The following is a 25,359-nucleotide window of genomic DNA, read 5'->3' on the forward strand; positions in this document are numbered from 1 at the left end:
TTTTATCGCTTACAAAGAATGGCATGCCGTAATTTTCAGAGGGAAAACATCGAATAAAAACCGCACCCGGACGGGTTTTCAGGCCGTTCCGGGTGCGGTTGGATTTCATGAAATTTTATAATGTGAATTTTTTTCACTTATGTGATACACAGGGCGGCGGGAGTTTCCCACGGCACGGTATTCGTTCATTTCCCGTCGCTGGACGCCCTCATGGCGGAAGTGATCGAAGTGTATGTCGGGAAAACAGCACAGCGTACACATGAGCTTGCGGATTCCGGCCAAACCCTGCGGGAAGTGCTCCGCGCCCACCTGGACGGCATTCGGGAATACGAGCCGTTTTACACCGCGCTTGTCACGGAAAACCGTCAGCTTCCCACACAGGCCCGGGACGCCTGGATTTCTTTGCAGTCCGTGATCTCCCTGCATTTCAGCCGTGCAGCGGAGCGGGAAATGGAAGCCGGAAAAATCCTCCGGATGCCTGTTTCCCTGCTTTTCAATCTATGGCTGGGGCTGATCCACCACTATCTTGCCAACGCGGACCTGTTCGCCCCCGGCGGGAAGGTCATCGACAGGTACGGCGAAACGCTGATCGACAGCTATCTGAAAATGGCACAAACAAAAAGGAGCTGAAGACAATGAACGAACATTCCCCGGAAATGCTGAAAGCAAAATCCTGTTACGGGCACCTTGGCGGCACGCTGGGCAACCGGCTTTTTTCGCGGCTGCTGGAACTGGGATGGTTTGAACGCGACGCCGGCAAAGCGACCGTCTTTTCCCTGACGGAGCTCGGAAAACGGGAGCTCCGCAGGCTGAATGTCGATATTTATAAAAGGAGGTAACCGGCATGATCAATCAAAACCCGTTTGCAGTACTGAAAGAGGAGGCGCCCCAGGTCTCCGAAGCGTTTGACGGACTCATTAGAGCGGTCTCTTCCGGTGCGCTCGACGCCAAAACCCGGCAGTTGATTTATATCGGAATCAAGGCGTCCCAGGGAGACGCCAAAGCTGTTGCCGCTCATGTCCCCATGGCCAGAATGGCCGGCGCATCGCGGGACGAAATCAGGGATACGATTCTGATGACAATGACCGTATCCGGCGTACAGGGAATCACCCATTGCCTGATCCCCGCGCTGGAAGCCTATGAAAGCGATCGAAAGGTGTGAAAAATATGAAAACATGCATTGCCTGCGGAATGCCCATGACAAAGCCGTCCGATTATCCCCTGAAGGACGAAAGCAGGGATTACTGCATTTACTGTGCCAGACCGGACGGTTCCATGCAGTCCTACCCGGAAAAGCTGGAGGGTACCGTCCGGTTCCTGATCCGCACACAGGGGATCGACGAAAAAGCCGCCCGCGAGCTGGCGGTCAGAACGCTGGCGAAGCTGCCCGCGTGGAAGGGGCGGACTCCTTAACGGCACCGCCGGTCAGCAGTTTCCCACATAGACGTACCGCAGATGCCCGCGGGCGATTTCCGCCAGCCGGTAAACGGTTTCTACCGGAGTCGGGCCGCGGTCGGTCATCTGAAAGCACGGGAAGAACCGGGTGACGTGCAGCGGGATTTCCGCGTCCACCGAAGCAAGCCATCCGGAGAGCGCGTCCATTTCCCCGTCGCTGTCATTTTCCCCGGGAATCACAAGCGTAGTCACTTCCGTGTGGCAGCTTTGTGCCGACAGCTCAATCGCGTGCATCACCGTTTTCAGGTTGCCGCCGACCATCCGGTAAAAACGTTCGGTAAAGCCCTTCAGGTCGATGTTCACCGCGTCGATCAGCGGGAGCAGGTCTTTCAGCGGTTCTTCACAGATGCAGCCGTTGGTCACGGCGACATTTTTCAGTCCGCGCGCCCGGACGAGGGCGGCGCAGTCCCGGACAAACTCATAGCCGACAAGCGGCTCGTTGTAGGTATATGCGACGCCGATATTCCCGCTCGGCACGAGCTCCTCCGCCTTTTCGGCCAGAGCCGCGGGCGAAACCGCAGCGGTTTCCGCGTGTTCCCCGTCCGCCATGGAAATGGAGCTGTTCTGGCAGAACGGACAGCGCAGGTTGCAGCCGTAGCTGCCGACGGACAGGATTTTCCCGCCGGGGCAGAAGCGGCGCAGCGGCTTCTTTTCGATGGGGTCAAGCGCAAGGCCGGTCACTTTTCCGTAGTTGTCACAAATCACTTTGCCGCCGCTGTTTCTGCGCGCGCGGCAAAGGCCGGTCTGCCCCTCCTCCAGCGCGCAGTGATGGGGACAGATTGCACAGATGGTTTTCATTTGTGGCGCACCACCTCGAACCGTTCCAGAGAGCAGGGCTCCCCTTTGCGGATCCCTGCTTTTTGCATGGCGATGGACACCTGCCGCTCCGGGGTATCGACCCCTTCCAGATTCGGCAGCAGCAGTCCGCGTTTGTACCCGCTGGTGACAATGACGCCGTAGCGCCCGGCATCCAGTTCCTCCATTGTGTCGATCGGTTCCGGGCGAGCCAGCACGTCCACACTGTAGACAAGGCTCGGCAGCTCCTGCTCCGTCACGGGCGCAAAGCGAGGATCCTCCGTACCGGCGCTGACCGCGTTCCTTACGATTTCCTCCGCTACGCAGGACGTCACCGGCCCGATGGTGCCGATGCACCCCCGAAGCTCCCCGTCCTTTTTCAGCGACACGAAAGTCCCCGCCCGGTGACGCAGCATTTCTTCCGGCAGCCCGGCGGGAAGCTCCGCCCTTTTCCCTGTCCGGACATGGGTTTCCAGCGACAGCCGGGCCAGCCTGACATATTCATCCTCCTGCGACTGGATCAGCTCCAGTCTTTTTTTCTCTTCAGCTTCAAAGGCCGAATCAAACCGGCGGCTTTCGTCGTCTCCGGTGATCCGGAAAGCACAAACGCCGTACCCGACCCCGAACGGCCCTTCATATGAAAGCAATTCGGGCTGGACGGCCTTTCCGTCCAGCCCGCCCGCCATGATGATAAACGAGCGCAGCCCGCACTCCGCCGCCGCGTCGCAGAAATCGGGGTCAAAAGTCAGGAAGCGCAGGAAATCCCCCTTTGCCATCGCGTCGGTCACCCGGCTGTCAAATTCGGGGCCTTCCTTCGCAAAGCCGTAGGGCCCGTCCTCTCTGAGCCGGTGGGAGAGGTCCCCGCTCGCGATAAAAACGACCTTCCGGCCCAGAGCCTCCGCCGTTTGGGCGATGCATTTTCCCAGCCGGTAATGGTCCGGCCCAGGCAGCCCGGAAAGCCCGATGCGCACCAGCCGATAGTCGGCGCAGCGTTCGTTTAAAAAGCGGAGCGGGATCATGGTGCCGTGGTCAAGGGATTTTTCCCGCTCGCCAAAGGTCCCGGCGGGCAATCCCGCTTTTCCGGCCGCGTCGGTCAGCGCCCGTACAAATTCGCTGTCGTACCGGGCGTCGACGGCGGCCTGCGGCGCGCCGAAACGCGCAAAATCCCCGTGGGCGCGCTCACCGGGAGAAATATGGAAATAATCCGCGTACAGGACGGAATGCGGCGAAGTCACTACCAACGTGTCCGGTTTCAGCGCCGCGATCCTGCCCGCAACCTCCCGGCACGCGTCGGCGGTCCTCTGAATTTTCCGTTCCTCCCCTTTCCCCACCTCCGGCAGGATAATGGGAGGGTGCGGCATAATAAACGCACCTGCAATCGACATAAAACATCCCCCTTTCCAAATTCACAACGCTACTGTAAGGCGGCCGCCAGCGCGCGGTCGTACGCCGCCTTTGTCTCCGGGTCAAAGCAGACCATGGTGACCGTTTCCACAGCGTCGCTCCGGCTCAGAAATTCCAGAATCGTCCTTACGGCGATTTGGGCCGCAAGTTCCGGCGGAAAACGATAAACGCCCGTGCTGATGGAAGGAAACGCAACCGTGCGGCACCGGTATTCCTCCGCCAGCGCAAGGCAGGAACGGTAACAGCTTTCCAGCAGCTCCGGTTCGCCGCTTTTTCCATCCCGCCACACCGGGCCGGGCGTATGGATGACGTACTTTGCGGGAAGGCGGTACCCCTTTGTGATTTTCGCCTTTCCGGTCTCACAGCCGCGCAGGGTCCGGCATTCCCTGAGAAGCTCCGGCCCCGCCGCGCGGTGGATGGCCCCGTCCACTCCCCCGCCGCCCAGCAGGGAAGTGTTTGCCGCGTTTACAATAGCATCTGCCGTTTGCTTTGTAATATCTCCCTGAACAATCAAAAATTTCATGACGTCTCCTTTCCGCGGCCTCAGCCGTTTCTTTTCTTAAATTCTATTCTTTCCGCAAGAATTTTTCAAGAGCCGGAAAATGCCCGAAAGAGCCCTGCTTTCGTACACTCACGCAAGCAGGGCCCTTTCGCATTTACGCATCGATTTGGAGGATATGCCGGTCTATGAAATCAGCCGAAACCTGGGGTCGGGCCTCTCAGGACAATTCAAACTGACCGGTGTACAATTGATAATACCGCCCTTTCTGGGCAATCAGCTCCTCATGGCTGCCGCGCTCCAGAATTTCGCCGTTTTCCAGCACGATGATGGCCTTGGCGTTGCGCACGGTGGAAAGCCGGTGGGCAATGACAAAGACCGTCCGGTTTTCCATCAGGTGATCCATGCCGGTTTCAATCAGCTTTTCCGTATGGGCGTCCACGGAGCTGGTCGCCTCATCCAGAATCAGCACCGGCGGGTCGGAGACCGCGGCGCGCGCGATGGCAAGCAGCTGGCGCTGGCCCTGGCTCAGGTTTCCACCGTCGCCGAAAAGCATGGTGTCGTAGCCGTCCGGAAGCCTCTGGATAAAGGAATCCGCGTTCGCCAGCTTGGCGGCCTTAATCACCTGCTCCCTGTCCGCGTCCGGATTTCCGTAACGGATATTGTCGGCGATCGTGCCCGTAAACAGATGGGTATCCTGCAAAACGACGGCGAGCGAATGACGCAGGTCGTCCTTTTTGATATTCCGGACGTCGATCCCGTCGTAGGTAATGCTTCCGGAGGTGACGTCGTAAAAACGGTTGATCATGTTGGCAATGGTCGTCTTGCCCGCGCCGGTCGAGCCCACGAAGGCAATTTTCTGGCCCGGCTTCGCGTAAAGGTTGATTCCCTTCAAAACGGGACGGCCGGGAACGTAGCCGAACACCACGTCGTGAAAACGGACGTCGCCCAAAAGGGGCACCAGCCGGTCGGTCCCGTCCGCATCCGGCACGCGCCAGGCCCACCGGCCCGTGCGTTCCCCGCATTCCCTCAGCTCGCCGTTTTCCCCCTGCGCGGCATGCACAAGGGTCACGTTGCCGTCGTCCGTTTCCGGCGTTACCTGCATGATTTCAAAAATCCGCTCCGCACCGGACAGGGCGGCCAGAATAAGATTCAGCTGCTGGGAAAACTGGTTGACGGGCATCGCCGTCTGGCGGACATAAACAAGGTAGGAGGCAAGGCTTCCCAGATCGATTCTGCCCGCAATGGCAAAGAACGCGCCGAAACAGGCAGAGACCGCATAGTTAAAATAGGAAAGGCTGACCACCACCGGAATCAGAATGCCTGAATAAGTCAGCGCGCCCGTGGCGGCATCCAGCAGTTTGTTGTTGCGGTCGGAGAATTCTTCAAAGTCCCTGTCCTCGTGATTGAAAACCTTGACGACCTTCTGCCCCTCCACCATCTCCTCCATAAAACCGTTCAGACTGCCCATAAACTTCTGCTGGTAGGAAAAATACGCATGGCTTTTCTTTCCGCTGTACCTCAGAAACAGGAACATGCCGAGGAAGGACAAAAGCACGATCGCCGACAGTTCGGCATTCAGGATAATCAGCACCGTAAATGTGCCGACGATGATAATGAAGCTTTGGATCAGCACGGTAAAGCTGTTGTTCAGGGCCTCGGCGATGGTGTCGATATCGTTTGTAAACCGGCTCATCAGTTCGCCGTGCGTTTTTGCATCGAAAAAGCGCAGGGGCAGCGTCTGCACCTTATGGAAAAGGTCGTCGCGGATTTCCTGCACGATCTTCTGCGCAATTCTCACCATCAGCTGGGAATATCCGTAGGACGCGGCTACGCCGGCAAAATAGACGGCGGCCATAAAGATCAGGATTTTCATAAGCCCCCGGATGTCCCCGGGGATAATGTAGTCGTTGACGGCCGGTTTCAGCAGATAGGTGCCGAAGACGTTCGCCCCGGCGCTGACGGCCACCATGACGGTAATCAGCAGCAGAGCGGTTCCGTGCTTTTTCAGATAGCGCCAGAGGAATTTCAGCGTTTTCCGGATATCCTTGGGCTTTTCATGCAGCGTTGTTCTCGCCATTACGCCGTGGCCCCCTTCTGCTGAAATTCATAAATATCGCGGTAAATCGGATTGTGTTCCAGCAGGCTTTCATGCGTGCCCGCCTCATTGATTTTTCCGTCCTCCAGCACCACGATCAGGTCCGCGTTTTCAATCGAGCTGATGCGCTGGGTAATCATGATCTTTGTCGTATCCTTTAAGTCCTCCGCCAGTCTTCTGCGGATTTTCGCCTCGGTGGCGGTATCCACCGCGCTGGTGGAATCGTCAAAGATCAGCACCTTAGGACGTTTCAGCAGCGCGCGGGCAATGCAGAGCCGCTGCTTCTGCCCGCCGGAAACATTCACACCGCCCTGCCCGAGGTCGGTGTCGTAGCCCTCCGGCATCCGGGACAGGAATTCATCCGCGCAGGCGATCCGGCACGCCCAGTCCAGCTCCTCGTCGGTGGCGTTTTCGTTTCCCCACTTCAGATTTTCGCGGATGGTTCCGCTGAAAAGGGTGTTTTTCTGCAGCACCATGCCCACGGCGTCGCGCAGATGCGCAAGCGGATACTCCTTTACGTCGCGGCCGTCTATTTTCAGGCTGCCGGAGGTAACGTCGTAAAGCCGGGGAACCAGCTGTACCAGCGAGGATTTCGCGGAGCCCGTTCCGCCGATGATGCCCACCGTCTGACCGGTGCCGATATGCAGGCTGATGTCGGACAGCACATATTCCCTGGCCGTCTTTTGATATTTGAAGTACACATGCTCAAAATCGATGCTTCCATGTTCCACCGTCCCGCTGCCCGTGCCGTCGGTGATTCCCACCGGTTCGTCCAGCACCTCCGCAATGCGGTAAGCGGAGGTCATCGAGCGGCTGAGCATCAGGAACACGTTGGAAATCATCATCAGCGAGTTCAGGATCTGAAGAACATAGCTTAAAAATCCGGTCAGCTGTCCCACCCGCATGGTACCCGTGTGGATAAAGTTCCCCCCGAACCAGAGGATGCACAGAATGGTGGAATACATGACAAACTGAAAGCAGGGCATATTCAGCGCCGCGTAGCGGAAAGCCGTTTCCGAGGAAGCCCGGAACGTTTCGTTGACGGCGCTGAATTTCAGGCATTCGCTGTCGCCCTTCACATAGGATTTTACCGTACGGATCGCCGTCAGATTCTCCTGCACAATAGAGTTCACCCGGTCCAGCGCCTTCTGCATCTTTCCGTACATCGGGCGGAGCCTGCGGAGAATCAGGACCAGGCAGACGGCCAGCACGGGAATCGCTGTCAGGAAAACCACCGCCAGCTTTGCGCTCATTTTGATCGACATCGCCAGCGCCATCACCATCATGACCGGACCGCGGATCATTGGCCGGATTCCGTTGCAGATTGCGTTCTGCAAAATGGTGATATCGCTGGTGAGGCGGGTAATCAGCGACGGGGTGCTGAAATGATCCATATTGGAAAAGGAAAAGCCCTGTATTTTGCGGTATTCCGCTTTTCTCAGCTCCGCGCCGAAGCCCTGACCCGCTCTGGCCGCCAGACGCGCGTAAATCGCGCCCAGAAGCAGAGAAATCAGCGCACAGGCAACCATGGCGAGGCTTTTCCGCAGGATATAGTTCGTATCGCGGTTGGCGACGCCCACGTCGATGATATCGGCCATAATCAGTGGAATGACAAGCTCGAACATTGCTTCGAGAGCGACGCAGACGACCCCGCCGGCCAGATGCCTGCGATACTTGTCGGAATAGATAAAAAAACGGTTTAACACTCATTCCCCTCCAAGTGCCGAACAGGCTTTATTCAATCTCTTTCCCAGTCAAATTCCAGTACATGCGATAGAGGTAATCCAGGAACTGCTCCTGCTCCCCCTGCGTGAACCCCTGCAGGGACACATCCTCGATTTCCTTACAGAGCTGCTGCCATTTTTCCAGATATTCACAGCCCTTTTCCGTTATGGACACCGATTCCGCCCTTCTTCTTTCCGCGGGGTTGGACCGCCGGATCAGCCCGGCCTGCACCATATTGTTCAGAATCTGCGACACGGTGGCCGGTTCAATGTCCAGCGCCGAAGCAATGTCCTTCTGCATGCAATGGTTCTGCCGTGAAAGGTGGTTCAGAATTTTCGGCTGTCCGGGTGAAAGGCCGATTTTCGCCATTCCGGGCCTCGTCACATTTTTTTGCGCGTGAAATACCCGATTGATCGCCATATGCAGCGTAACCGGCATAAAAATTCCCTCCTGTCAATTAGGAAGCTAACTGTTAGTAAACTAATATTAATCCCGCATTCTGGAAATGTCAAGTTACGAAATAAGCAATTACACCATTTGAAATCCTAATACATAATATATTGTGAGATAATACCAATGCTCACGAGAGGAGAAAAACAATGACAGATAATATGATGGATATGGACGGACAGGGCTGTGAAATGAGTCCGACTCCCCTTCCGGCGATGCCGGTCGTAGCAATGGCCTATGTTCCCTTCCAACAATTCAATTCCACTTACACTCCTGAAAAAGGGCTGGAGATGGGAACCATCTTCCCTGAGCTTGACAAACCGTTTTTGGGAGGCAGGAGGAAATGAGCGAACAGGAAACGCTGATGCGCAGGATTAACGCCTACCGTTTTGCGACCTGGGAGCTTCATATTTTTTTGGACACCCATCCCGGCGACTGTAAGGCAGCAAAGCAGCAAGAGGAATACCGCAGGATGGCAGAGGAATTAACCGCACAGTACGAAGCGGCCTACGGGCCGATGAATCAGAACAGTTCACACCAGCCGCTGGGCATGGAGCTGCAACCCATGGCCGTGGGATGTTAACAAGGGGGGAAACAAATAATGTGGAATTACCAGAAGAACCTGCAGTATCCGATCAATATCAAAAATACCAATCCGAAGCTGGCGCAGATTATCATTGCCCAGTACGGTGGACCGGATGGCGAATTGGGAGCTTCCCTGCGCTATTTAAGCCAGCGTTACAGTATGCCGTATCCGGAATTAAAAGCAATTTTGACAGATATCGGGACTGAAGAGCTCGCTCATCTGGAGATGGTTGGAACGATTGTCCACCAGCTTACCAGAAATCTGACGGAAGAGCAGATCAGAGAAGGCGGATTTGCCGCTTACTTTGTCAACCATACCAACGGAGTATATCCGTCCGACGCAAACGGAAGCCCGTTTACCGCGGCCGCTTTACAGGTAAAGGGCGATCCGATCACCGATATTCACGAGGACCTTGCCGCAGATGCTGCGATTGCGAAAGAACGACTTACAAAAAAATTTATGATAGGACAAGCCGTTTCCACCACAATCCGAATCCGTAAATTAATGGAGTCAACAATTCACGTTTCCGATAAAAATATAAGATTTTCGTAAGAAATTTGTCAAAATTTCTTAAAATAAAAAACAATTTCATCTGATATAATAAATCAATTGGTTAGGAACCTATCCCCGCTCAAGTCCCGCGGAAGCATCCCCGGGAATGCAATGGATTATATCGCTACAGAAATATACTCAAGAAGGGAAGTTGCAATTTGGACAACCGGAATAAATGTCAGGGCTCATATTCGTATTCTCATGTCATAAAACATAGCGAACTACCATGTAGCTGTTCGTTCCAGACACGAAATCACGCCGAACCGCCTCCCATGAAAAGCCCGGCAAAGCGGAAAAAGGGGAAAGCATCATGGCCACTTCGTCCAGTGTTTCGTTTTCACAGCAATGGACGCAAACCGCTACAGATTTTACCGCGTTCCGGCGCAAATAATCCGCCAGCTTTCCCGCTTCGTCTTCTCTGATCTTTCTTTCCGAGGGGTGGGCTTTCCTGTCGCTGCTCAGTGTTTTTTGCTCCGATTGCTCAATGCGCTCAAAAGCCATGTGATAGCTCCGCCAATTAAAATCAGCCACAGTGTCATGAGAAAAGCGTGCAGTACGCTTTTGGAGTCCTGGTAGTTCACTAAAAACAGCAGAAGAAAAATGCCCGCCGCAATCAGGAACAGAATAATCCCATGCATGGTGCTGTCGGCATCAAGCACAGCCAGCCACAAAACCAAGTCCGCAATGCCGCCGATCACCCGCCAAAAAGTGAGCGCGGAGCACCCGCGGGTACGCTGTAACCATGAATTATAATACACACCGAACGATACGACACCAATCACTGATAAAATTGCAAGCCAGCCTTCCAGCATTTTGATACCTCCCATCTCTCGCCATCGCGTACCATCAGGCAGTTCGGATGAAGTGCCTTGAATTGCTCCCGGTCTTGTGCTTCACAATGAATGGGAATCAGCGCTTGAGGATTGAGTACCCCAATCAACTCTTGTATGGCGTTTCGGTAAGCGTGTCCGCTGCAATGCAGGTCTGCTACCTCGATTCCATGAGTGCCGCAAAAGGCCAGCAGGTCTTTGACAGGGCGAGTTTCCCGGTATCCCTGCCATATGGAATAGATGAGCAAATTTTTTTCATCAGGGCGGTAATCCAAATAGCTCTTTAAAAAGGGAAGCATAGAGGTTCGCACAAAAATCACCTTTTCCCCCGAAATCTTTGCAAGGCTCTCTGCGCCCAAGAGTTTACGCCGTTCAAAATAACGCTGAAAATAGGCGTATGTACGCGGCGTTTTTTCCTCGCTGGTATAATGTGCTACAAAGCGCAGGGTATTTTCCTCCCTTTGCGTGCGAACCGCCGTTAAAAACAAATCCTCGCATACAGCTCGTCCGGCGCTCTTTGCCGCCCGGTGTATCGCGCGGATTCGTTCTTCATTCGTAGAGGAACACAGGACAAACACTGTGCCCTCATATTGCTTCATCAACTCGCAGGCACGCTGCTCCACCTGGTTTTCGTTCTGCGGGGCGTTTCTGCCCTGTTTTTCTATACGGACATTGGTTCCCTCGCTGATCAGGAGATCCAGCTTTTGTCCCCCAAGCAACTGCCGGATTTGTGTGGGAATAGAGTCCGCTGCCCGGTAATCCCCGGTATAAAGCACGCTCTTCCCATCCGCCTGAACCAAAAACATATAGGCATCTGCTGCAGAATGCTCTACCCCAATCGGTGTTACCCGTATATCATCCAGTTGAATCGGCTGACCGCTTTTGAAATGAAGATGGATTTCCGGGCGGGGCGAACCGGTAAAGTCGGAGATCACATCCAAAATACGGTGGGTCTCTTCTCCCGAAAGAATCGGAATGCCGGGCAAAATCCGATCCGCCAGCCCGCAGTGGTCGTTGTGATGATGACTGAGAAACACCCAGTCAAACGCAGATTTGCCGCAAGTAAGTCCTTCTATTTCGATAGAATCTTCTGCTCCTTTTCCGTCAAGAGGCGGCAGGTTGGCTCCCACGTCAAACAAAATTCTGGTCTGATCGGTTCCGATTTCAATCAGGTTTCCGCCGATTTGTGCTGTTCCACGATGAATTTTTATGTACATTCACTACTCTCCTTTTTGTCAGCATTGCCTTTCTCCCTCAATTTTACGTCTGATTCGCTTCATACTGCTTTCTCATTTTCTGCTCCCACAGGGAGGCCTTTCGGTACTCCTCTGCGAAATCCGCGCCAAAGTAGCCCTGCATTTCCGTCCACAAAACCTCCGGTGTCTGGCAGGCTTGCAGAAGCAAAAATCCCTTTAACACGATCATTGCCTGCAAACAAGCCTTGCCGCGGTAATCGCCTGCTGCCAGATAACCTTCAAAGCGTTGTTCCAGTTCCGCGCCATCCAGTCCGTCCAGAATGTCCAGCAAGCAAGCCTTCATCAGCGGGTCTGTTTCCTGCTCCAGAAAAGGCTCCAGAGCTAAAAAACCGTCTGCCCGCGCCACCATAAGAAAATGGCTGAGCTTTCTTATGGTTTGCAGACATTCAGCTTTTTCTTCATGACTGCACGGCAGCCTTGCGGAAAAGTAGGATAAGTCTTTCATCAGCAAGCTCCCTCCAATTTCCGAATCAAATGCATGGCTTCCCGTTTGAGCATCGTAACGTTGGTAATGAGCCGTCCATCCCGGCAGGCCACGCCGAATTTTCGCTTGCGCTGTAGCAGCATATAATCTCCAAACCCGTGCGTACTATATCCGCATGGCTGGGCGGTCAGATGATCCTCCAATATCTCACCATCCATATCGAACAGAACCATGTATCCATCTCGAATGGCGCTGATTCCTGCATAAGGCTGAAGCCCCCCTGCATAGCGGTCAAAACAGCTATCTAGGTCAATTCTATCGAAAACAAAGGGGAGTATCGGCTCATTTTCCCTATTCACCACCCCCCATTTTCCACGTTTGACCGCAAAATATCCATTTGAAGAAGCATAGTGACAGGCATCTTCATACACAAACGGAATTACCGTCTCTCCCAGTACATTGATATATCCGTGCAAAGCATTTTTTACAGCGTGGCTCGTTTTTGCATGGTTGGTTTTTGGAGGGTTCTTAGCACTGAACATCGGGTGGATATAGTCAAATTGCAGGGAAATCGCAAGTTCATTGGTCTCAACGTTCATCAAGCCCCATTTTCCGCCGGATTCTATCTGCAGCAAATAGAGACTTAAAAATTCATGATATAGATCAACTTCTGAATCCGGGTAAACGTGGCTGCCGGAAAGGAACCCGCCGACAGCTTCTCCGGTCATTGTGTAAATACGGCACTCTTTTCTATGATCCATACTATCTCCTCCTAAAGGTTTCCAAGCCATAGGTGTCTGGAATCTCATAATCATAATGACCGGGTTCGCCCCAAGGGTCCGCCGGCATGTAGCGGATATGGTATCCGATTTTGAAAAGCTCGGCAAAGTCCCGCTGCCGTGTGCGGTCTGATAAAGCCGGGTAATGCTCCCGGTACCAAACCACGGGATTTGCTCCGTCCATCTCTACCATTAATGTGCATAACCGTATGATTTTTTCAAGGTACAATTTGCGCGTTTTGTTTTCAGGAAACTGCGGCGCATGAAACTGCGTATCGGTTAAAACAAACGCCTTTCTCTTATTGGAGTAGCGGATGTGCAAGACCCCCGCCTGCTTAAGCAGCAGAATATCCCGTGAAACGGTCTTTTCGCTGACCGGCAGTAAATCGGTGATTTCTTGGAAACAAACCTCGCTGCAATACCGGAATAAATGAAAGACGGAAAGAATGCGGGAGGTCTTGGTCAATTCCATGAGGTTTTCCTCCTTGCTGTTATGAGTTTATCATACCACATTTGTTAATAAAAGACATACGTATTGTCGCAAAATTTATCCTTCATTGCACAACCCCTACAAATATTGCTGAAGAAACTGAAGCTGCATTTTCTGTAAATCGCTGTATTCCTGACCATCATGCGCTTCAAGCTCACTCTCATGAATATGATCATAGTCTGGTATACAATCGCATTCGATTTGTTCGAAGGGATATAAAAGATATTCATTTTCCCATGTAAACACATTTTTAGCATCGCAAAGGCGTCCTGCGTTCGCGGCCACCAAATAAAGTTTTTTCGGCTCGCTTTTCAGGCGAACGACCTGTCCGACCGCGAATTTCACTCCGGCGTCTTCCTCGTAATCCGAGGGCATGCGATAATATCCGCCCCCGCCTCTCGATTCTAAACGGCTGATTAAAGCGCCGGTATAATCGAACCGGTACTCTATGTATTCGCTCTGCTGGCTGCAAAGCTGATACAGATCCGTTTCCGGTGTGATTGGAAAAGGGGTGCTGGAACAGATGAACTGCCTGCTCCAATTTTGGCATTCCTTGATCCACTCTTGGGTTTCTATGTCATTACTGGGATCTGAAAACAACACGCGTTTGGGATATTGCTCTTTGACCATAAACAAATAATTAACCTTGTCCTTGACAAAAACGTCGAATGATTTGTTTTGATCTGCGGTGAATTCTTCTTTCAGCCGTTCGATTTGACGGGTAAGCTCCTCCTTTCCCGCCTGAACGGCAAGCTCCATCCGATCATATACTTCGCAGAAAAAAGATGAAGGATCACACCGCTCGCACATACAATCGTTGTATGCCCAAAGAAATACGGTGAATATTTTTGTGCTGTACGCCGCAAAGGGATTGTCCATCATTTGATATCCTCCAATAGCAAAAATCATTAGCTTTTGAAGGGAGTATACCACAGGCTGTTTCCTATCTTCAGACACACGTAATGGCGCGATACAGATTGCTTTTTTTGCAGAATATGATAAACTTTTGTCATAATATCTTACATACTGGGGTTGTTAATATGAAAAAGTTTGAGCGTTCTTTTTATCAAACGGCATGTGATCGGCGTAAAGGAATTGAGCAATTACAGAAAATGCCTTGGTTTAGACTGCTGAAAGAAGATGTCGAACGGGGAGAGGTGTTCCCGGCTCTCCGATATGGTGGAGAAATTCACTTTTATTACCAGGGTTCGCGAATTTATGCCTTTCAAGGAAACACCAGTGGTGAGCTGCTTTTGGATAGTATGGATCAGAATGCTTATAGAAAGAGAAAAGAAGAGAGCGACTCATGGGCGAAAAAGACGAGCGGTGACTCCAGGGAACGCGCAGAACTCTCCACGCTTTACAGAAAGTTTACGCCCTATGTCCAACCGGCTCCCAGTATGGTTTTATTGGATGTTGAGGTTGGGTTCCCCTGTCTTTACATAGAAAATAAAAAAATTTATAACAATACACAGGTCGATTTGCTTTTTCTTGACAAGGACACCGGTATGCTCTACTTTATCGAAGCAAAGGATGCCGGAAATCCGGAAATCAAACGGAGATTTACGGGACAATCTGAACCCGAATTGTATAACAGCTTGAAAATTGCAAAGCAGCTTGAAAAGTATGATGCAAATCTGGCGGCAAGAGAGGATCAAATTCTTACTGCCTATCAAGACTATTTTGATATTATGCGAGAGATTTTCGGTTGTGAGATTTATTCGGGAAAGCTTTCACTATATAAACGTACCAAACTGCTGGTTTATGGGAAGTGCAATTCTACCAATAGCCGTAAATCACTTGAGGCAATACATACAAAGCTTGGCGATGATTTAATCGTTTATGAAAACGGCCTTGATGCGGTTGATGATTTACCCGAAAAGATCACTGCCGGCTAATTTTGTAATAAATCACAACTTCTGATAGAAAGAAGAGGTAAACGAATGAATACCGCATGGATGATTCGCAATGACGGCAAGGCCTTTCCTTGCCCACAGTATATTTGCGCGAACCCCGAAAATATGGGCGAGACTTTACTTGCGGCGGAATGGCTGTATGCCAATACACGGCATGAGGAATCCCAGCAGCTTGCGCTGGAAACGATCGCAGCATGGATAACTTCTGTTTCTGTTGACGGCGATGTTATCTCTAATGCGCCTGACTCCCTTTTTCAAAAGCCCGATTGCCCCCTGTCGCAGGAATTTGTCAAAGCACACGCAGAAGAAATCAAGGCAATTCCCACAGAAAAACTGGATTTAGCCGCCTTGTGCGGCGAGGTTGCCGCTGAACTAAACCAAGAGTTTCTGCGGGCTCGCTATGGTGGTATGTATCATACGGATGCGTCAACTAAAGAAATGTTTTTCCGTATCTTTTCGGCTGGATTTGATTGGTATAGAATCATGTATGATTTTATCACCGCTGCTAATTTCCCAATAGAATTCATTATCATTGTCCGGGGTGAGGAAAGTACTGGCGCAGAAAGCAAGCTCTGTCTTCGGTTACCGGCAGAAACATTTCTCGCGGAGCAGCCAATTCAACTTGTACCTCCGAGTCTGAGTAAACTGAAAGGCGGCGTAATGATACGTGAAATATTTGCGCATCTGTCGTATGGAAGTTCCCTCAGACACATTTCTTGGGATCTGGCGATTGGTGCAGGCGCGCTTTCCAATGCTCTGACAGTTATTTCGGATTGGGAAAATCAGCGAAGAAAACTGAATGACTGATTCTTACAGCAACAGATCAGCAGTCATAGCAAAAAGGACGAGGGTCCAAATACCCTCGTCCTTTTTGCTATTGCACTTCTAAAAATAAAGCTTCCATTAAATACCGCGCAAAGAACAGGGTACTACCAAATAAAAAATCTGGTATAATGGAAGCATAAAGAAACAAATATGCCTTTCCGGGCTGAGCGATGGTTCAAGCAGAGAAAATGGCTTTCATAGAGGAGGCGCTCCGGTGGCAACAAAACGAGAAACTTACGAATTTGCGATCAAGTGGTTTGAAAAGTATCGCGGTGAGAGAACGACCGAGCATGAAGTCGCGGAAGGCTTTGCCGAAGAGTGCTTTTCTCTCGGTTTTGAAATGGACTGCGGCCACTCTTTCAAGAATGCGTTTCAAGATTATGAGTCATTGGATAGAATGATCGGGCAAGTAGACGACATTGACCTTTTGGGTTCGGCGATTTTTTCACAGTGGAGGTATATTACCCATTGGTCTTACGGAGAATCTCTGCTTTCCGATAAAAACCGTCCGTGGTTCATTCTTGCTTTCTCCCGTTTGATCGTTCTGACCTCAGAGGACGGAGCAAGTCCGTTTGTATTTCGGGGACAAGTCCAAAAGATACGGATCGAGTCAAATAACATCGGCTTTGGCCTCTTCCCGGCGCCGTACAAGGAAGTGGAGCAGCATCTCACCATCGCCGCCGACGGCCGGGTGTGGTTCTCCGGTTACAATTACGGTCAGGGCGGCGGGAGGTATGAACGCGGGCGCACAAAGGGTTTCAGTATCGGGCGGGACGCCGCCGCACGTATTCTGAATGCGGTCGGCGCATATTTCAGCAATGAGTATCAGACCGAATTTGCAACTGATATCGGGACTTGGGAGATGATTATCACCAATACGGACGGAAAGCCGTATCGGTTCGAAGGCTCTCTTTGCTGTGATTTTGACGTTGACGGCGTCGATCTGTCCGATCTCATCCGCGGCACGCTGGATATGCCGGATCTATTTTTGTTTGACGGGAACTGCAAGCCGGACAGAGTGGACAGAATCGCCTTGAACTACCATCGGGTGACAAAAATCAGGCCCAAGGTGCCCATCAGCGACACAGCAGAATATTGCCTCTGGGATTATTCCGAGCAGCTGATCATCGACAGGGAGACGGAAACCATCGAGCAAACCCAGCGGGTCGGTTCCGGCTGCGTCATCTCGCACAAGTATTCTGTTCCGGGCGGCGTTTCCGACCTGCTGGATGAATTGGATGCCGACAGCTTGTTTGAGCATATTATTGGCAACGGCCCGGATGTCGTGACAGACCCCAACGAAACGAAAGATTATGAAATTACCGCAGACTTTTATAAGCGGCCGCAACTTGTCATCCGCGGCACATACGATAAAAACGGCCTGCCGGAAGACTGGCCGGAGCTGGCGGAGCGTATTTCCGACTTCATTCGTTTCTACGGCCTCGGTGAAAGCCTTAACCCCTCCGTGTACGGGAAAGCAAGGCGCAAAACCGGCGACTATATTTTTTGCAGCGTGGAATTTGAAGAAAGCGGCAAAAGCTATTACTACCTCACTGACGACGATACGCTTTCCGTCGGCGATCTGGTAGTTGTTCCCGTGGGAAAAGACGACCATTCCGCTGTTGTGGAAATCGTGAATATTGAGTATTTTTCGGAAGATAAGGTTCCGCTTTCGCTGGATAAAGTGAAAAGCATTCTTCGGAAATGTACGGAGGATGACTTCAAAACGCAGGAGACATAAGTAAGACACGTTGAAAACGGTAACTGCGAACCGTAAAAAAAAGGCGGTTTCACAGTGTAGCACTTTTTCAGTTTTCAGTTTTTCGTACAATTCTTTGGGCTGTACTGTCCATAAACGCATTGTCTCACCTCGAGCAGAACAATATGGTCACCACCAATAGCCTTTGTACTCTAATTCTTTTTCTCAGCGTTCGTCAGTGCGAGGGTTCGGTCGACCTCAACATTGTAGCGCTTTCGGCTCTCTTCTTTACGAAGTTCTTCCTCCTGTCGCTTGCGTTCCGCTTCTTCGCGGGCCTCACGAGCCTTCTTTATTTCTTCAGCCGCTTCGTACAGTTCGATCATGATATCGCCGAGACGATCTTCCAAAACGTAGGATTTGCAATCGCGGAAGCTCGACAAACCGGGATTTGGAACATCGGTATAGGCGGTATCTTTTGAATATGAGAATAAACTCCGTGTTTTAGTTTTCGTATAAGGCAGCTATATCGTGTATCCTGCGCTTCATTTCTGTGCGGATATGTAGCGGCTCTAAACATTCGCATTTATCCCCAAAACCCAAAAGAATATTGTAGTAATAATCGTTCTCTATGAACGGGAAACGAACAATGTAATGCTCATCGCCGTCTGGCCAAAAGTGTTCATAAGAGCAAAAATCAAGTACCCGATCCATCACAGATCTATGAATACGGATTTTAATTTCTGTTTGCATCGATTCCAAAATATCAGCGAAGTCTAAAGTCGGTTTTTGATAATCTCGCGGTGTAAAAGTTTCCTCTTGCATTTGCAGGCTTGACATGCAGGATAGCTTGAATAAGCGGTAATCATTTCTTTTATGGCAATACCCTTGCAAATACCAATGATTGCTTTTCAATACAAGCTGATATGGCTCGGCTGTTCGTGAGGTTCTATTCCCATAGCGGTCTGCATATTCAAACGAAAGCAGCTTGCTTTCCTGCAGTGTTGTTTTGATAATTTCTAAATATGGTTGTATGTTTCTGTTACCCATCCACGGACTTAAATCTATATAGATTTGATTTGCTTTTAATTCAATGTCTTTTGCTCTGTCGGCGGGGATAAAGCTCTTGACTTTCGCAAGGGCGTTTACCAGTTCATCACCTCGTATCACGTTTGAAAGGCCGGAAAGTCCCATCAAGATAGCGGAAAGGTCGGAAGTCGAAAAAACTTTTTTATCAATTTTGTATTTCTGCATAATTTCAAAGCCGCCGCCAACTCCCGGGGTTGAGCGGATAGGAATGCCCGCCATGTTGATCGTGTCTATGTCACGGTAGATTGTGCGGGGCGAAACTTCAAACATATCTGCTAACTCCTGTGCGCCTATCCGCTCTTTATCAAGGAGTATCATAATAACGCTGACAAGCCTGTCTACTTTCATCTGACAGCCGCCTTTCAAATAATCTTTTCATCATTCCCATTGTTTCCACAACGCTGTCAACAATTACATAGTACAATAAGGACGCAGACAAATCAATATAACAATGAAAACGGAGGAACTATATGTTTACGATCTATGTTTACGTTCTTGATACTTTAGCCGACTGGGAACTGGGGTACGTAACTTCGGAGCTGAATTCTGGTCGATTTTTTAAAAAGGGCGCGCAGCGTGTATCGCTCAAAACGGTCAGTTATTCCAAAGAGCCGATCCATACAATGGGCGGGCTGACAATCGTGCCCGATTGCTTAATGGATGATATTGTTGTGAGTGAAACAAGCATGTTGCTATTACCGGGCGCAGATACGTGGAACGACCCAAAGCATGGCGCGATCATCGAAAAAGCAAGCGAGCTTCTCTCTGCAGACGCTACGGTGTGTGCAATATGCGGGGCTACCGCTGCGCTTGCGAACTTTGGAATACTGGATAAGCGTCCGCATACCAGTAATGGAGCGGGATTTCTTGAAATGGTTTCTCCCTGTTATAAAGGGCAAAGCTTTTATATAGACAAGCCGTCTGTGGAGGATAACAACCTGATTACTGCAAGTTGCACCGGAGCCTTGTTGTGGGCGAAACAAATAATTGAACATTTAGGCGTTTTTCAATCAAACACACTGGAAGCTTGGTATGAATATTTCAGTACCGGTGAGCCTGAACATTTCTTTGCCCTCATGCAAACTTTGCCGTCTGGGAATGAAAACTGATACACCTTTGTCATAAACAGAACAGGTGTTTAGACCACATGTACCTTATTGAAGTTATTGATAAAATGCATGTGCATGTGTCTTGTTATTCATGTACAGGGTATGAGCATACCCCCTGCTACGCTAAATTTCGAAGTATTAATGCGCATTCAGACTTTCTCTGAATGCGCATTAATCTTATCAATTTTATCACTTTGTTTGTAAAAGCCTTAATATGCTTCTTATCCAAGCTTTTCTTTGTAATGATGTGCCTGTTCCAGCATCATGTCCTTGACCTTCATCAGGCGTATTTGGGTACTGCGCTCGTTTTCGTCCAGCTTCATCGTAATGTAGCGGATGCTGTCCTGCATTTCCGGAATCATCACATGCTCAAGGGCGTTGACCCGGCGCCGGGTCTTTTCGATTTCCGCCGCGAGCAGCTGGCAGGCTTTCTCACATTCCGCCAGCCGGAGCATATCCGGCAGCAGGTCGGACAGGGACTTTACCGCCGAGTCAAGATCGCCGGAAGTAAAGGCATACCCGTAGGAATAAATATCATTGGCGTCGGATGTCCTTGTTTTGTAGTGATATTTTGGAATTTCCACACTCATCACATTTTGGGTCTCCAGTTCCAGGGTGACCTCCTGTTTGGGGGTCATCAGCGCCACATTCAGAATTTCATCCGACATGACGGACCGCGCCAGCACAAAATTCCGGTTGGCCGCCGCAATCCCCTGCTCCACTTTTTCCCGAAGCGTTTTGTTTTCCCGAACAAGATCAAGAAAGCGGCGCATCAGTTCATCGCGTTTGTCTTTCAAAAGCTTATGCCCGCGCAGCGCCGTGATTAGCTTCTTCTTCAAACGGGTCAGTTCCATTCGCGTTGGATTTACATGAACAGTTGCCAAAAGTGAGCCCTCCTTTGCAAGTGTTTTCCGGACGGCTACTTTCCGTAGTATTGATCCAGAAATTCATCTTTAATTCTCTTCAACTCGCTGCGGGGAAGGATGGAGAGCAGCCTCCAGCCGATGGCAAGCGTTTCCTCAATATCACGGTTGGCCTGATATCCCTGGGACACATATTCCTTCTCAAATTCGTCGGAGAACTTCGCGTAAAGCCGGTCAATGTCAGTCAGAGCGGCTTCGCCCAGAATGACCATGAGCTCCTTCGCTTCTTTTCCGCGCGCATAGGCGGCGAACAGCTGATTCATGGTGTTCGCGTGGTCGGCGCGTGTCTTTCCTTCGCCAATTCCTTTGTCCTTCAGCCGGGAAAGCGACGGCAGAACGTCGATCGGCGGCGTAACGCCCTTGCGGTACAGTTCGCGGCTGAGGATGATCTGTCCTTCCGTAATGTACCCGGTAAGGTCCGGGATGGGGTGCGTCTTATCATCTTCCGGCATGGTCAGAATCGGAATCAGCGTAATACTGCCGGGTTTTCCTTTCTGTCTGCCAGCGCGCTCATAAAGCGAGGCAAGATCGGTGTACATATATCCGGGATACCCGCGTCTGCCGGGGACTTCCTTCCGCGCGGCGGAGACCTCGCGCAGGGCGTCCGCATAGTTGGTAATATCGGTCAGAATGACCAGAACGTGCATATCTTTTTCGAAAGCAAGGTATTCCGCTGCTGTAAGGGCCATTCTGGGGGTCGCGATGCGTTCGACGGCGGGGTCGTTCGCGAGGTTTACAAACAGTACCGCACGGTCGATCGCGCCCGTTTCCCGGAAGCTCTCAATAAAGAAGTTGGATTCCTCAAAGGTGATACCCATGGCCGCAAACACAACGGCAAACGGTTCCGAAGTACCGCGCACCTTTGCCTGACGGGCGATCTGGGCGGCCAGATTTGCGTGAGGCAAACCGCTGGCCGAAAAGATCGGCAGCTTTTGCCCGCGTACGAGCGTATTCAGCCCGTCGATGGCGGAAACCCCAGTCTGGATAAATTCCTGCGGGTAATTGCGCGCGGCTGGATTCATGGGAAGCCCGTTAATATCCATGCGGCGGTCCGGCAGTATTTCCGGCCCCCCGTCGATAGGACGGCCAAGGCCGTCGAATACGCGGCTGAGCATATCCCGCGACACGCCCAGTTCCATGCTGCGGCCCAGAAAGCGCACGCGGCTGTTGCTCAGGTTGATGCCGGTCGAGCTTTCAAACAGCTGTACCAGCGCGTTTCCGCCGTCTATTTCCAGCACCTTGCAGCGGCGCTTTTCCCCGTTGGCAAGCTCGATTTCGCCCAATTCGTTATAGTTTACATTTTCCACGCCCTGTACCAGCATCAGAGGGCCGGCCACTTCCTGGATAGTTCTGTATTCCTTCGGCATCAGTACTCCTCCTTCTGCTCAAGGCTCTGGATTTCTTTGTGCATAACCTGCAGAATATCCTTGTATTCCTGCTCCATGCGGTCGGCAGGAATATATTTAAAGCGGCCGATCCGCTCGCGCACCGCCATAGAGACCAGTTTGTCGGCGGAAACACCCCGCGCCAGCGCCTCCACGGCTTCCTGATAATATTCGAGCACCAGCTTCATCATGGTGTACTGCTTCTCCAGCGGCGTGTAGGTGTCCACCTCATGGAAAGCGTCCTGATGCAGAAAGTCCTCACGGATGGAACGGGCGGCCTCCAGCTTTAAGCGGTCCGGCGCGGAAAGGGCGTCCATACCGACCAGCTTCACAATTTCCTGCAGCTCGGCCTCTTCCTGAAGCAGACGCATGATCCGGCTTCGCTGCTCCATCCAGTCGGGATGCACATGGGAGTTAAACCACTTTTCCATTGCGTCCACATAAAGGGAATAGCTGGTCAGCCAGTTGACCGCCGGAAAATGCCTGCGGTACGCCAGCGCGGAGTCAAGGCTCCAGAACACCTTGACGATACGGAGCGTTGCCTGGGAAACCGGTTCTGAGATATCGCCTCCGGGAGGCGAAACGGCTCCGATGACCGAAAGCGCGCCCTCTCTCGGGGCGTGGCCAAGCGAGCGTACCCGGCCCGCCCGTTCGTAGAACTGCGCCAGACGGCTGCCCAGATAAGCGGGGTAGCCTTCTTCGCCGGGCATCTCTTCCAGACGGCCGGACATTTCACGGAGCGCTTCCGCCCAGCGTGAGGTGGAGTCCGCCATCAGCGCCACGGAATATCCCATGTCACGGAAATACTCCGCGATCGTAATGCCCGTATAAATAGAAGCTTCACGGGCGGCAACCGGCATATCGGAGGTATTTGCGATCAGGACGGTGCGCTTCATCAGCGAATAACCCGTTTTCGGGTCCTTCAGTTCGGGAAACTCATTTAAAACGTCCGTCATTTCGTTGCCGCGCTCCCCGCAGCCGATGTAGACAACGATATCCGCCTCCGCCCACTTGGCCAGCTGATGCTGTACAACGGTTTTTCCGCTGCCGAACGGGCCGGGGACCGCCGCCACACCGCCCTTCGCAATGGGAAACAGCGTGTCGATCACGCGCTGTCCGGTGACGAGCGGCATTTCGGGCGACAGCTTTTCCAGATACGGCCTGCCCACACGGACCGGCCATTTCTGCATAAGCGGCACCGCATGTTCTTCTCCGTCGGCAGAGCGTATAGTCGCAATAGAATCCGTTACGGTAAAATCGCCTTCCGAAATACCGGAGACAGTTCCGCTCACACCGTTGGGAACCATAATCCTGTGTACCACGATTTCCGTTTCCTGCACGGTGCCCAGAATGTCTCCGGCTGCTACTTCGTCCCCCGCGGAAACGCAGGGAACAAAATGCCACGCTACTTCGCGCTTGAGCGCGGGAATTTCCACACCACGGTGCAGGTTGTTGCCGGAAGCTTTCATAATATCGTCCAGCGGGCGCTGAATCCCATCGAAAATACTGCCGATCAGTCCAGGCCCAAGCTCCACACTCAGCGGGGCCCCGGTGGATTCAACCGGTTCTCCCGGACCCAGACCGGAGGTCTCCTCGTAAACCTGTACGGAGGCGCGGTCCCCATGGATTTCTATAATCTCGCCGATCAGCCGCTGATCGCTGACACGCACAACGTCGAACATGTTGGCGTCGCGCATTCCCTCCGCAATGACCAGCGGCCCGGCGACTTTCCGGATTGTCCCTTTACTCATATTGTCACCTGCTCTTTTCGTTTTCGTCGTTAAAGATAATATCGGAACCAACAGCCTGTTCCACCGATTTGCGGACATGCGCCATTCCGGCTCCCGTATTTCCCGAAACGCCGGGAATCAGAATAATCGCGGGGACACGCTGCGCGCGGTACCGGTCGACTTCCGGTTCCAGCGCGGCGGCCAGCGCTTCTGTTATATAAATGACCGCGTATCCGCTTTCCGCCAGCCTGCGCAGGGTTTTCGCAGCCTGTATGGATTCCGCCTCCGGGTAAACGTCAAGTCCAAGGGCCGCAAAACCATAAACGCTGTCGCGGTCGCCCATCACTGCAATCTTATACATACATTTCCCTTAACCTTTCCCGCACGGATTGCTCCGGCAGCCGATTCCGCTTGCCGGACAAAATAATGCGCACCGCACGGATTTCGTTTTCCCGTGCGAGGAAATAAGCCGCGAGCGGCCCTATGGTGAGCGGATTGTATTTCTGCGGACGGATCGCCCGCATGATCCGGTCGTCGCACCAGCGCTCAAACGTGGATACCGATTCCCGAAGCGCGTCTTCCGCCTGTGCATAGGGGGTGGAGCGCAGGTATTGATAAAGCTTCTCTCCTCCCTGCGCGGCGGCCTGTGCAAGCTCCTCGATATTCACAGAATCACACGGCGCCAGGGCGCGAAGGATCACCGAATACGGTTTTCCGGTAGCGCAGGCGCGCGCGGCGACTTTAATATCCGCGGCGGCGACCGTCATCTCCGCGTATTCGCGCATAAGCTCGTTTTTGGAACCTTCTCCCGCGCTTTTCACAGCCAGAAGAGCCGCCCTATCCAGAATAAAATCGCACAGCTGGCCGTCGCCGGTGTGAAGGAGCGCATCAAAAGCCTCCTGTGCCGGGGCGCGCATCGGTTCCGGCAAAAGCGAATAGTCGCGCTCCCTGACAGCCTGCAGGACCGTTTGCGTTTCCAACGTTCCGCCGCTTTGAAAAATCCCCTGCGGATCCGTGCCTGAATAGACAGCCTTGATGGCGGCTTTCAGGTTATGGTAATCGTTCGCACAGAAAAACACCGAAAAATCGGACAGGTCATCCAGCAACTCCTTTAATAGAGCCCACGTCTTTTCCCTCTCCGCCTTTAGCATCTTTTCCGGGCTGTCGTAGCTTTCCGAGTCTCCCCAGCCCCTGCTGTGGAGCAGTGAAAGGCACTCTTCCTCGTCTTTGGCGGAAAGAAGCTGTTCCAGTGCCTGTGCGTTCAGCAAAGAAAGTTCCTTTGAACGAATACGCGCCACCGCATAAGCGTACTGCGTGTCGGACATCAGATCACCCTCCTTTGC

Annotated in this window: 31 protein-coding genes; 11 read left to right on the forward strand and 20 right to left on the reverse strand. The window is 52.1% G+C overall.

Annotated features, from left to right (window positions below):
• Positions 1–141 precede the first annotated feature (141 nt).
• From ACRQV7_RS11985 to ACRQV7_RS12000, 4 genes are read left to right on the forward strand one after another with little or no spacing between them, the layout of a single operon-like run.
• Positions 142–630 carry a TetR/AcrR family transcriptional regulator gene (locus ACRQV7_RS11985; protein WP_444658313.1) on the forward strand — a complete coding sequence of 163 codons (489 nt, stop codon included), beginning with the start codon at positions 142–144 and terminating at the stop codon, positions 628–630.
• 5 nt (positions 631–635) lie between these two features.
• Positions 636–839, forward strand: a complete 204-nt coding sequence (locus ACRQV7_RS11990; protein ID WP_444658314.1) for a hypothetical protein — start codon at positions 636–638, stop codon at positions 837–839.
• A 5-nt stretch (positions 840–844) separates the two neighbouring features.
• Positions 845–1,162: a carboxymuconolactone decarboxylase family protein gene (locus ACRQV7_RS11995; protein ID WP_275715400.1), complete on the forward strand. Its 318-nt coding sequence runs from the start codon at positions 845–847 to the stop codon at positions 1,160–1,162.
• 5 nt (positions 1,163–1,167) lie between these two features.
• Complete coding sequence (locus tag ACRQV7_RS12000; RefSeq protein ID WP_444658315.1) at positions 1,168–1,413, forward strand: zinc ribbon domain-containing protein; 246 nt, start codon at positions 1,168–1,170, stop codon at positions 1,411–1,413.
• A 12-nt stretch (positions 1,414–1,425) separates the two neighbouring features.
• Here ACRQV7_RS12000 and amrS read toward each other — a convergent pair whose 3' ends face one another.
• The 6 genes from amrS to ACRQV7_RS12030 form a co-directional block, all read right to left on the reverse strand.
• Positions 1,426–2,253: an AmmeMemoRadiSam system radical SAM enzyme gene (amrS, locus tag ACRQV7_RS12005; protein ID WP_444658316.1), complete on the reverse strand. Its 828-nt coding sequence runs from the start codon at positions 2,251–2,253 to the stop codon at positions 1,426–1,428.
• The gene (amrA, locus tag ACRQV7_RS12010; RefSeq protein WP_444658317.1) at positions 2,250–3,635 is read right to left on the reverse strand and encodes an AmmeMemoRadiSam system protein A; all 1,386 of its coding nucleotides are present in this window, start codon (positions 3,633–3,635) and stop codon (positions 2,250–2,252) included. Before amrA ends, amrS begins: the two co-directional genes overlap by 4 nt.
• A 29-nt stretch (positions 3,636–3,664) precedes the next feature.
• On the reverse strand, positions 3,665–4,177 hold the full coding sequence (locus ACRQV7_RS12015; RefSeq protein WP_444658318.1) for an O-acetyl-ADP-ribose deacetylase: 513 nt from the start codon (positions 4,175–4,177) through the stop codon (positions 3,665–3,667).
• A 196-nt stretch (positions 4,178–4,373) separates the two neighbouring features.
• Positions 4,374–6,233 carry an ABC transporter ATP-binding protein gene (locus tag ACRQV7_RS12020; protein WP_444658319.1) on the reverse strand — a complete coding sequence of 620 codons (1,860 nt, stop codon included), beginning with the start codon at positions 6,231–6,233 and terminating at the stop codon, positions 4,374–4,376.
• Positions 6,233–7,957, reverse strand: coding sequence for an ABC transporter ATP-binding protein (locus tag ACRQV7_RS12025; protein WP_444658320.1), 1,725 nt, complete (start codon positions 7,955–7,957; stop codon positions 6,233–6,235). The genes ACRQV7_RS12020 and ACRQV7_RS12025 overlap by 1 nt, the downstream gene beginning before the upstream one ends.
• A 28-nt stretch (positions 7,958–7,985) precedes the next feature.
• A complete protein-coding gene (locus ACRQV7_RS12030) occupies positions 7,986–8,414 on the reverse strand; it encodes a MarR family winged helix-turn-helix transcriptional regulator (protein WP_444658321.1) in 429 nt (142 codons plus the stop codon).
• 161 nt (positions 8,415–8,575) lie between these two features.
• On the opposite strand from ACRQV7_RS12030, the gene ACRQV7_RS12035 reads away from it, so the two are divergent.
• From ACRQV7_RS12035 to ACRQV7_RS12045, 3 genes are read left to right on the forward strand one after another with little or no spacing between them, the layout of a single operon-like run.
• Positions 8,576–8,773, forward strand: coding sequence for a spore coat associated protein CotJA (locus ACRQV7_RS12035; RefSeq protein WP_444658322.1), 198 nt, complete (start codon positions 8,576–8,578; stop codon positions 8,771–8,773).
• A complete protein-coding gene (locus ACRQV7_RS12040) occupies positions 8,770–9,009 on the forward strand; it encodes a spore coat protein CotJB (protein ID WP_444658323.1) in 240 nt (79 codons plus the stop codon). Before ACRQV7_RS12035 ends, ACRQV7_RS12040 begins: the two co-directional genes overlap by 4 nt.
• Positions 9,010–9,027: 18 nt before the next feature.
• Entirely contained in the window at positions 9,028–9,564 is a 537-nt protein-coding gene (locus tag ACRQV7_RS12045; protein WP_444658324.1) for a manganese catalase family protein, read from the forward strand.
• 204 nt (positions 9,565–9,768) lie between these two features.
• Here ACRQV7_RS12045 and ACRQV7_RS12050 read toward each other — a convergent pair whose 3' ends face one another.
• The 7 genes from ACRQV7_RS12050 to ACRQV7_RS12080 form a co-directional block, all read right to left on the reverse strand.
• Positions 9,769–10,065, reverse strand: coding sequence for a hypothetical protein (locus ACRQV7_RS12050; protein ID WP_275715378.1), 297 nt, complete (start codon positions 10,063–10,065; stop codon positions 9,769–9,771).
• Entirely contained in the window at positions 10,023–10,376 is a 354-nt protein-coding gene (locus tag ACRQV7_RS12055) for a hypothetical protein (protein WP_275715376.1), read from the reverse strand. The genes ACRQV7_RS12050 and ACRQV7_RS12055 overlap by 43 nt, the downstream gene beginning before the upstream one ends.
• The gene (locus ACRQV7_RS12060; protein WP_444658325.1) at positions 10,343–11,524 is read right to left on the reverse strand and encodes an MBL fold metallo-hydrolase; all 1,182 of its coding nucleotides are present in this window, start codon (positions 11,522–11,524) and stop codon (positions 10,343–10,345) included. Before ACRQV7_RS12060 ends, ACRQV7_RS12055 begins: the two co-directional genes overlap by 34 nt.
• Positions 11,525–11,654: 130 nt before the next feature.
• Positions 11,655–12,095, reverse strand: a complete 441-nt coding sequence (locus ACRQV7_RS12065; RefSeq protein ID WP_444658326.1) for a hypothetical protein — start codon at positions 12,093–12,095, stop codon at positions 11,655–11,657.
• Positions 12,095–12,835: a WG repeat-containing protein gene (locus tag ACRQV7_RS12070; RefSeq protein WP_444658327.1), complete on the reverse strand. Its 741-nt coding sequence runs from the start codon at positions 12,833–12,835 to the stop codon at positions 12,095–12,097. Before ACRQV7_RS12070 ends, ACRQV7_RS12065 begins: the two co-directional genes overlap by 1 nt.
• Position 12,836: 1 nt before the next feature.
• The gene (locus tag ACRQV7_RS12075; RefSeq protein ID WP_275715369.1) at positions 12,837–13,325 is read right to left on the reverse strand and encodes a hypothetical protein; all 489 of its coding nucleotides are present in this window, start codon (positions 13,323–13,325) and stop codon (positions 12,837–12,839) included.
• A gap of 96 nt (positions 13,326–13,421) precedes the next feature.
• On the reverse strand, positions 13,422–14,276 hold the full coding sequence (locus ACRQV7_RS12080) for a hypothetical protein (protein ID WP_444658328.1): 855 nt from the start codon (positions 14,274–14,276) through the stop codon (positions 13,422–13,424).
• A gap of 107 nt (positions 14,277–14,383) precedes the next feature.
• On the opposite strand from ACRQV7_RS12080, the gene ACRQV7_RS12085 reads away from it, so the two are divergent.
• From ACRQV7_RS12085 to ACRQV7_RS12095, 3 genes are all read left to right on the forward strand, one after another.
• A complete protein-coding gene (locus tag ACRQV7_RS12085; RefSeq protein WP_275715365.1) occupies positions 14,384–15,241 on the forward strand; it encodes a hypothetical protein in 858 nt (285 codons plus the stop codon).
• A gap of 45 nt (positions 15,242–15,286) precedes the next feature.
• Positions 15,287–16,066, forward strand: a complete 780-nt coding sequence (locus ACRQV7_RS12090; protein ID WP_444658329.1) for a hypothetical protein — start codon at positions 15,287–15,289, stop codon at positions 16,064–16,066.
• 232 nt (positions 16,067–16,298) lie between these two features.
• Positions 16,299–17,825, forward strand: a complete 1,527-nt coding sequence (locus tag ACRQV7_RS12095; RefSeq protein ID WP_444658330.1) for a hypothetical protein — start codon at positions 16,299–16,301, stop codon at positions 17,823–17,825.
• A 170-nt stretch (positions 17,826–17,995) separates the two neighbouring features.
• Here the strand turns inward: ACRQV7_RS12095 and ACRQV7_RS12100 are convergent, their stop codons facing one another.
• Entirely contained in the window at positions 17,996–18,166 is a 171-nt protein-coding gene (locus tag ACRQV7_RS12100; protein ID WP_444658331.1) for a hypothetical protein, read from the reverse strand.
• A gap of 118 nt (positions 18,167–18,284) precedes the next feature.
• The gene (locus ACRQV7_RS12105) at positions 18,285–19,217 is read right to left on the reverse strand and encodes a helix-turn-helix transcriptional regulator (protein ID WP_444658332.1); all 933 of its coding nucleotides are present in this window, start codon (positions 19,215–19,217) and stop codon (positions 18,285–18,287) included.
• A gap of 122 nt (positions 19,218–19,339) precedes the next feature.
• Here ACRQV7_RS12105 and ACRQV7_RS12110 point away from each other — a divergent pair, with 122 nt between their 5' ends.
• Complete coding sequence (locus ACRQV7_RS12110) at positions 19,340–19,978, forward strand: type 1 glutamine amidotransferase family protein (protein ID WP_444658333.1); 639 nt, start codon at positions 19,340–19,342, stop codon at positions 19,976–19,978.
• 221 nt (positions 19,979–20,199) lie between these two features.
• Here ACRQV7_RS12110 and ACRQV7_RS12115 read toward each other — a convergent pair whose 3' ends face one another.
• Genes ACRQV7_RS12115 through ACRQV7_RS12135 form a run of 5 tightly spaced genes read right to left on the reverse strand, consistent with a single transcriptional unit; the run spans position 20,200 to position 25,341 of the window.
• Positions 20,200–20,862 (reverse strand): V-type ATP synthase subunit D, encoded by a 663-nt coding sequence (locus tag ACRQV7_RS12115; protein ID WP_275715353.1) that lies wholly within the window; start codon positions 20,860–20,862, stop codon positions 20,200–20,202.
• A 35-nt stretch (positions 20,863–20,897) separates the two neighbouring features.
• The gene (locus ACRQV7_RS12120; RefSeq protein WP_275715351.1) at positions 20,898–22,268 is read right to left on the reverse strand and encodes a V-type ATP synthase subunit B; all 1,371 of its coding nucleotides are present in this window, start codon (positions 22,266–22,268) and stop codon (positions 20,898–20,900) included.
• Positions 22,268–24,037, reverse strand: a complete 1,770-nt coding sequence (locus ACRQV7_RS12125; RefSeq protein WP_275715349.1) for a V-type ATP synthase subunit A — start codon at positions 24,035–24,037, stop codon at positions 22,268–22,270. Before ACRQV7_RS12125 ends, ACRQV7_RS12120 begins: the two co-directional genes overlap by 1 nt.
• 4 nt (positions 24,038–24,041) lie before the next feature.
• Complete coding sequence (locus ACRQV7_RS12130; RefSeq protein ID WP_444658334.1) at positions 24,042–24,377, reverse strand: V-type ATP synthase subunit F; 336 nt, start codon at positions 24,375–24,377, stop codon at positions 24,042–24,044.
• Positions 24,370–25,341: a V-type ATPase subunit gene (locus ACRQV7_RS12135; protein ID WP_444658335.1), complete on the reverse strand. Its 972-nt coding sequence runs from the start codon at positions 25,339–25,341 to the stop codon at positions 24,370–24,372. Before ACRQV7_RS12135 ends, ACRQV7_RS12130 begins: the two co-directional genes overlap by 8 nt.
• Positions 25,342–25,359: the final 18 nt, after the last annotated feature.

It is taken from the genome of Caproiciproducens lactatisolvens, assembly GCF_052443335.1.
Lineage (GTDB): Bacteria > Bacillota > Clostridia > Oscillospirales > Acutalibacteraceae > Caproiciproducens.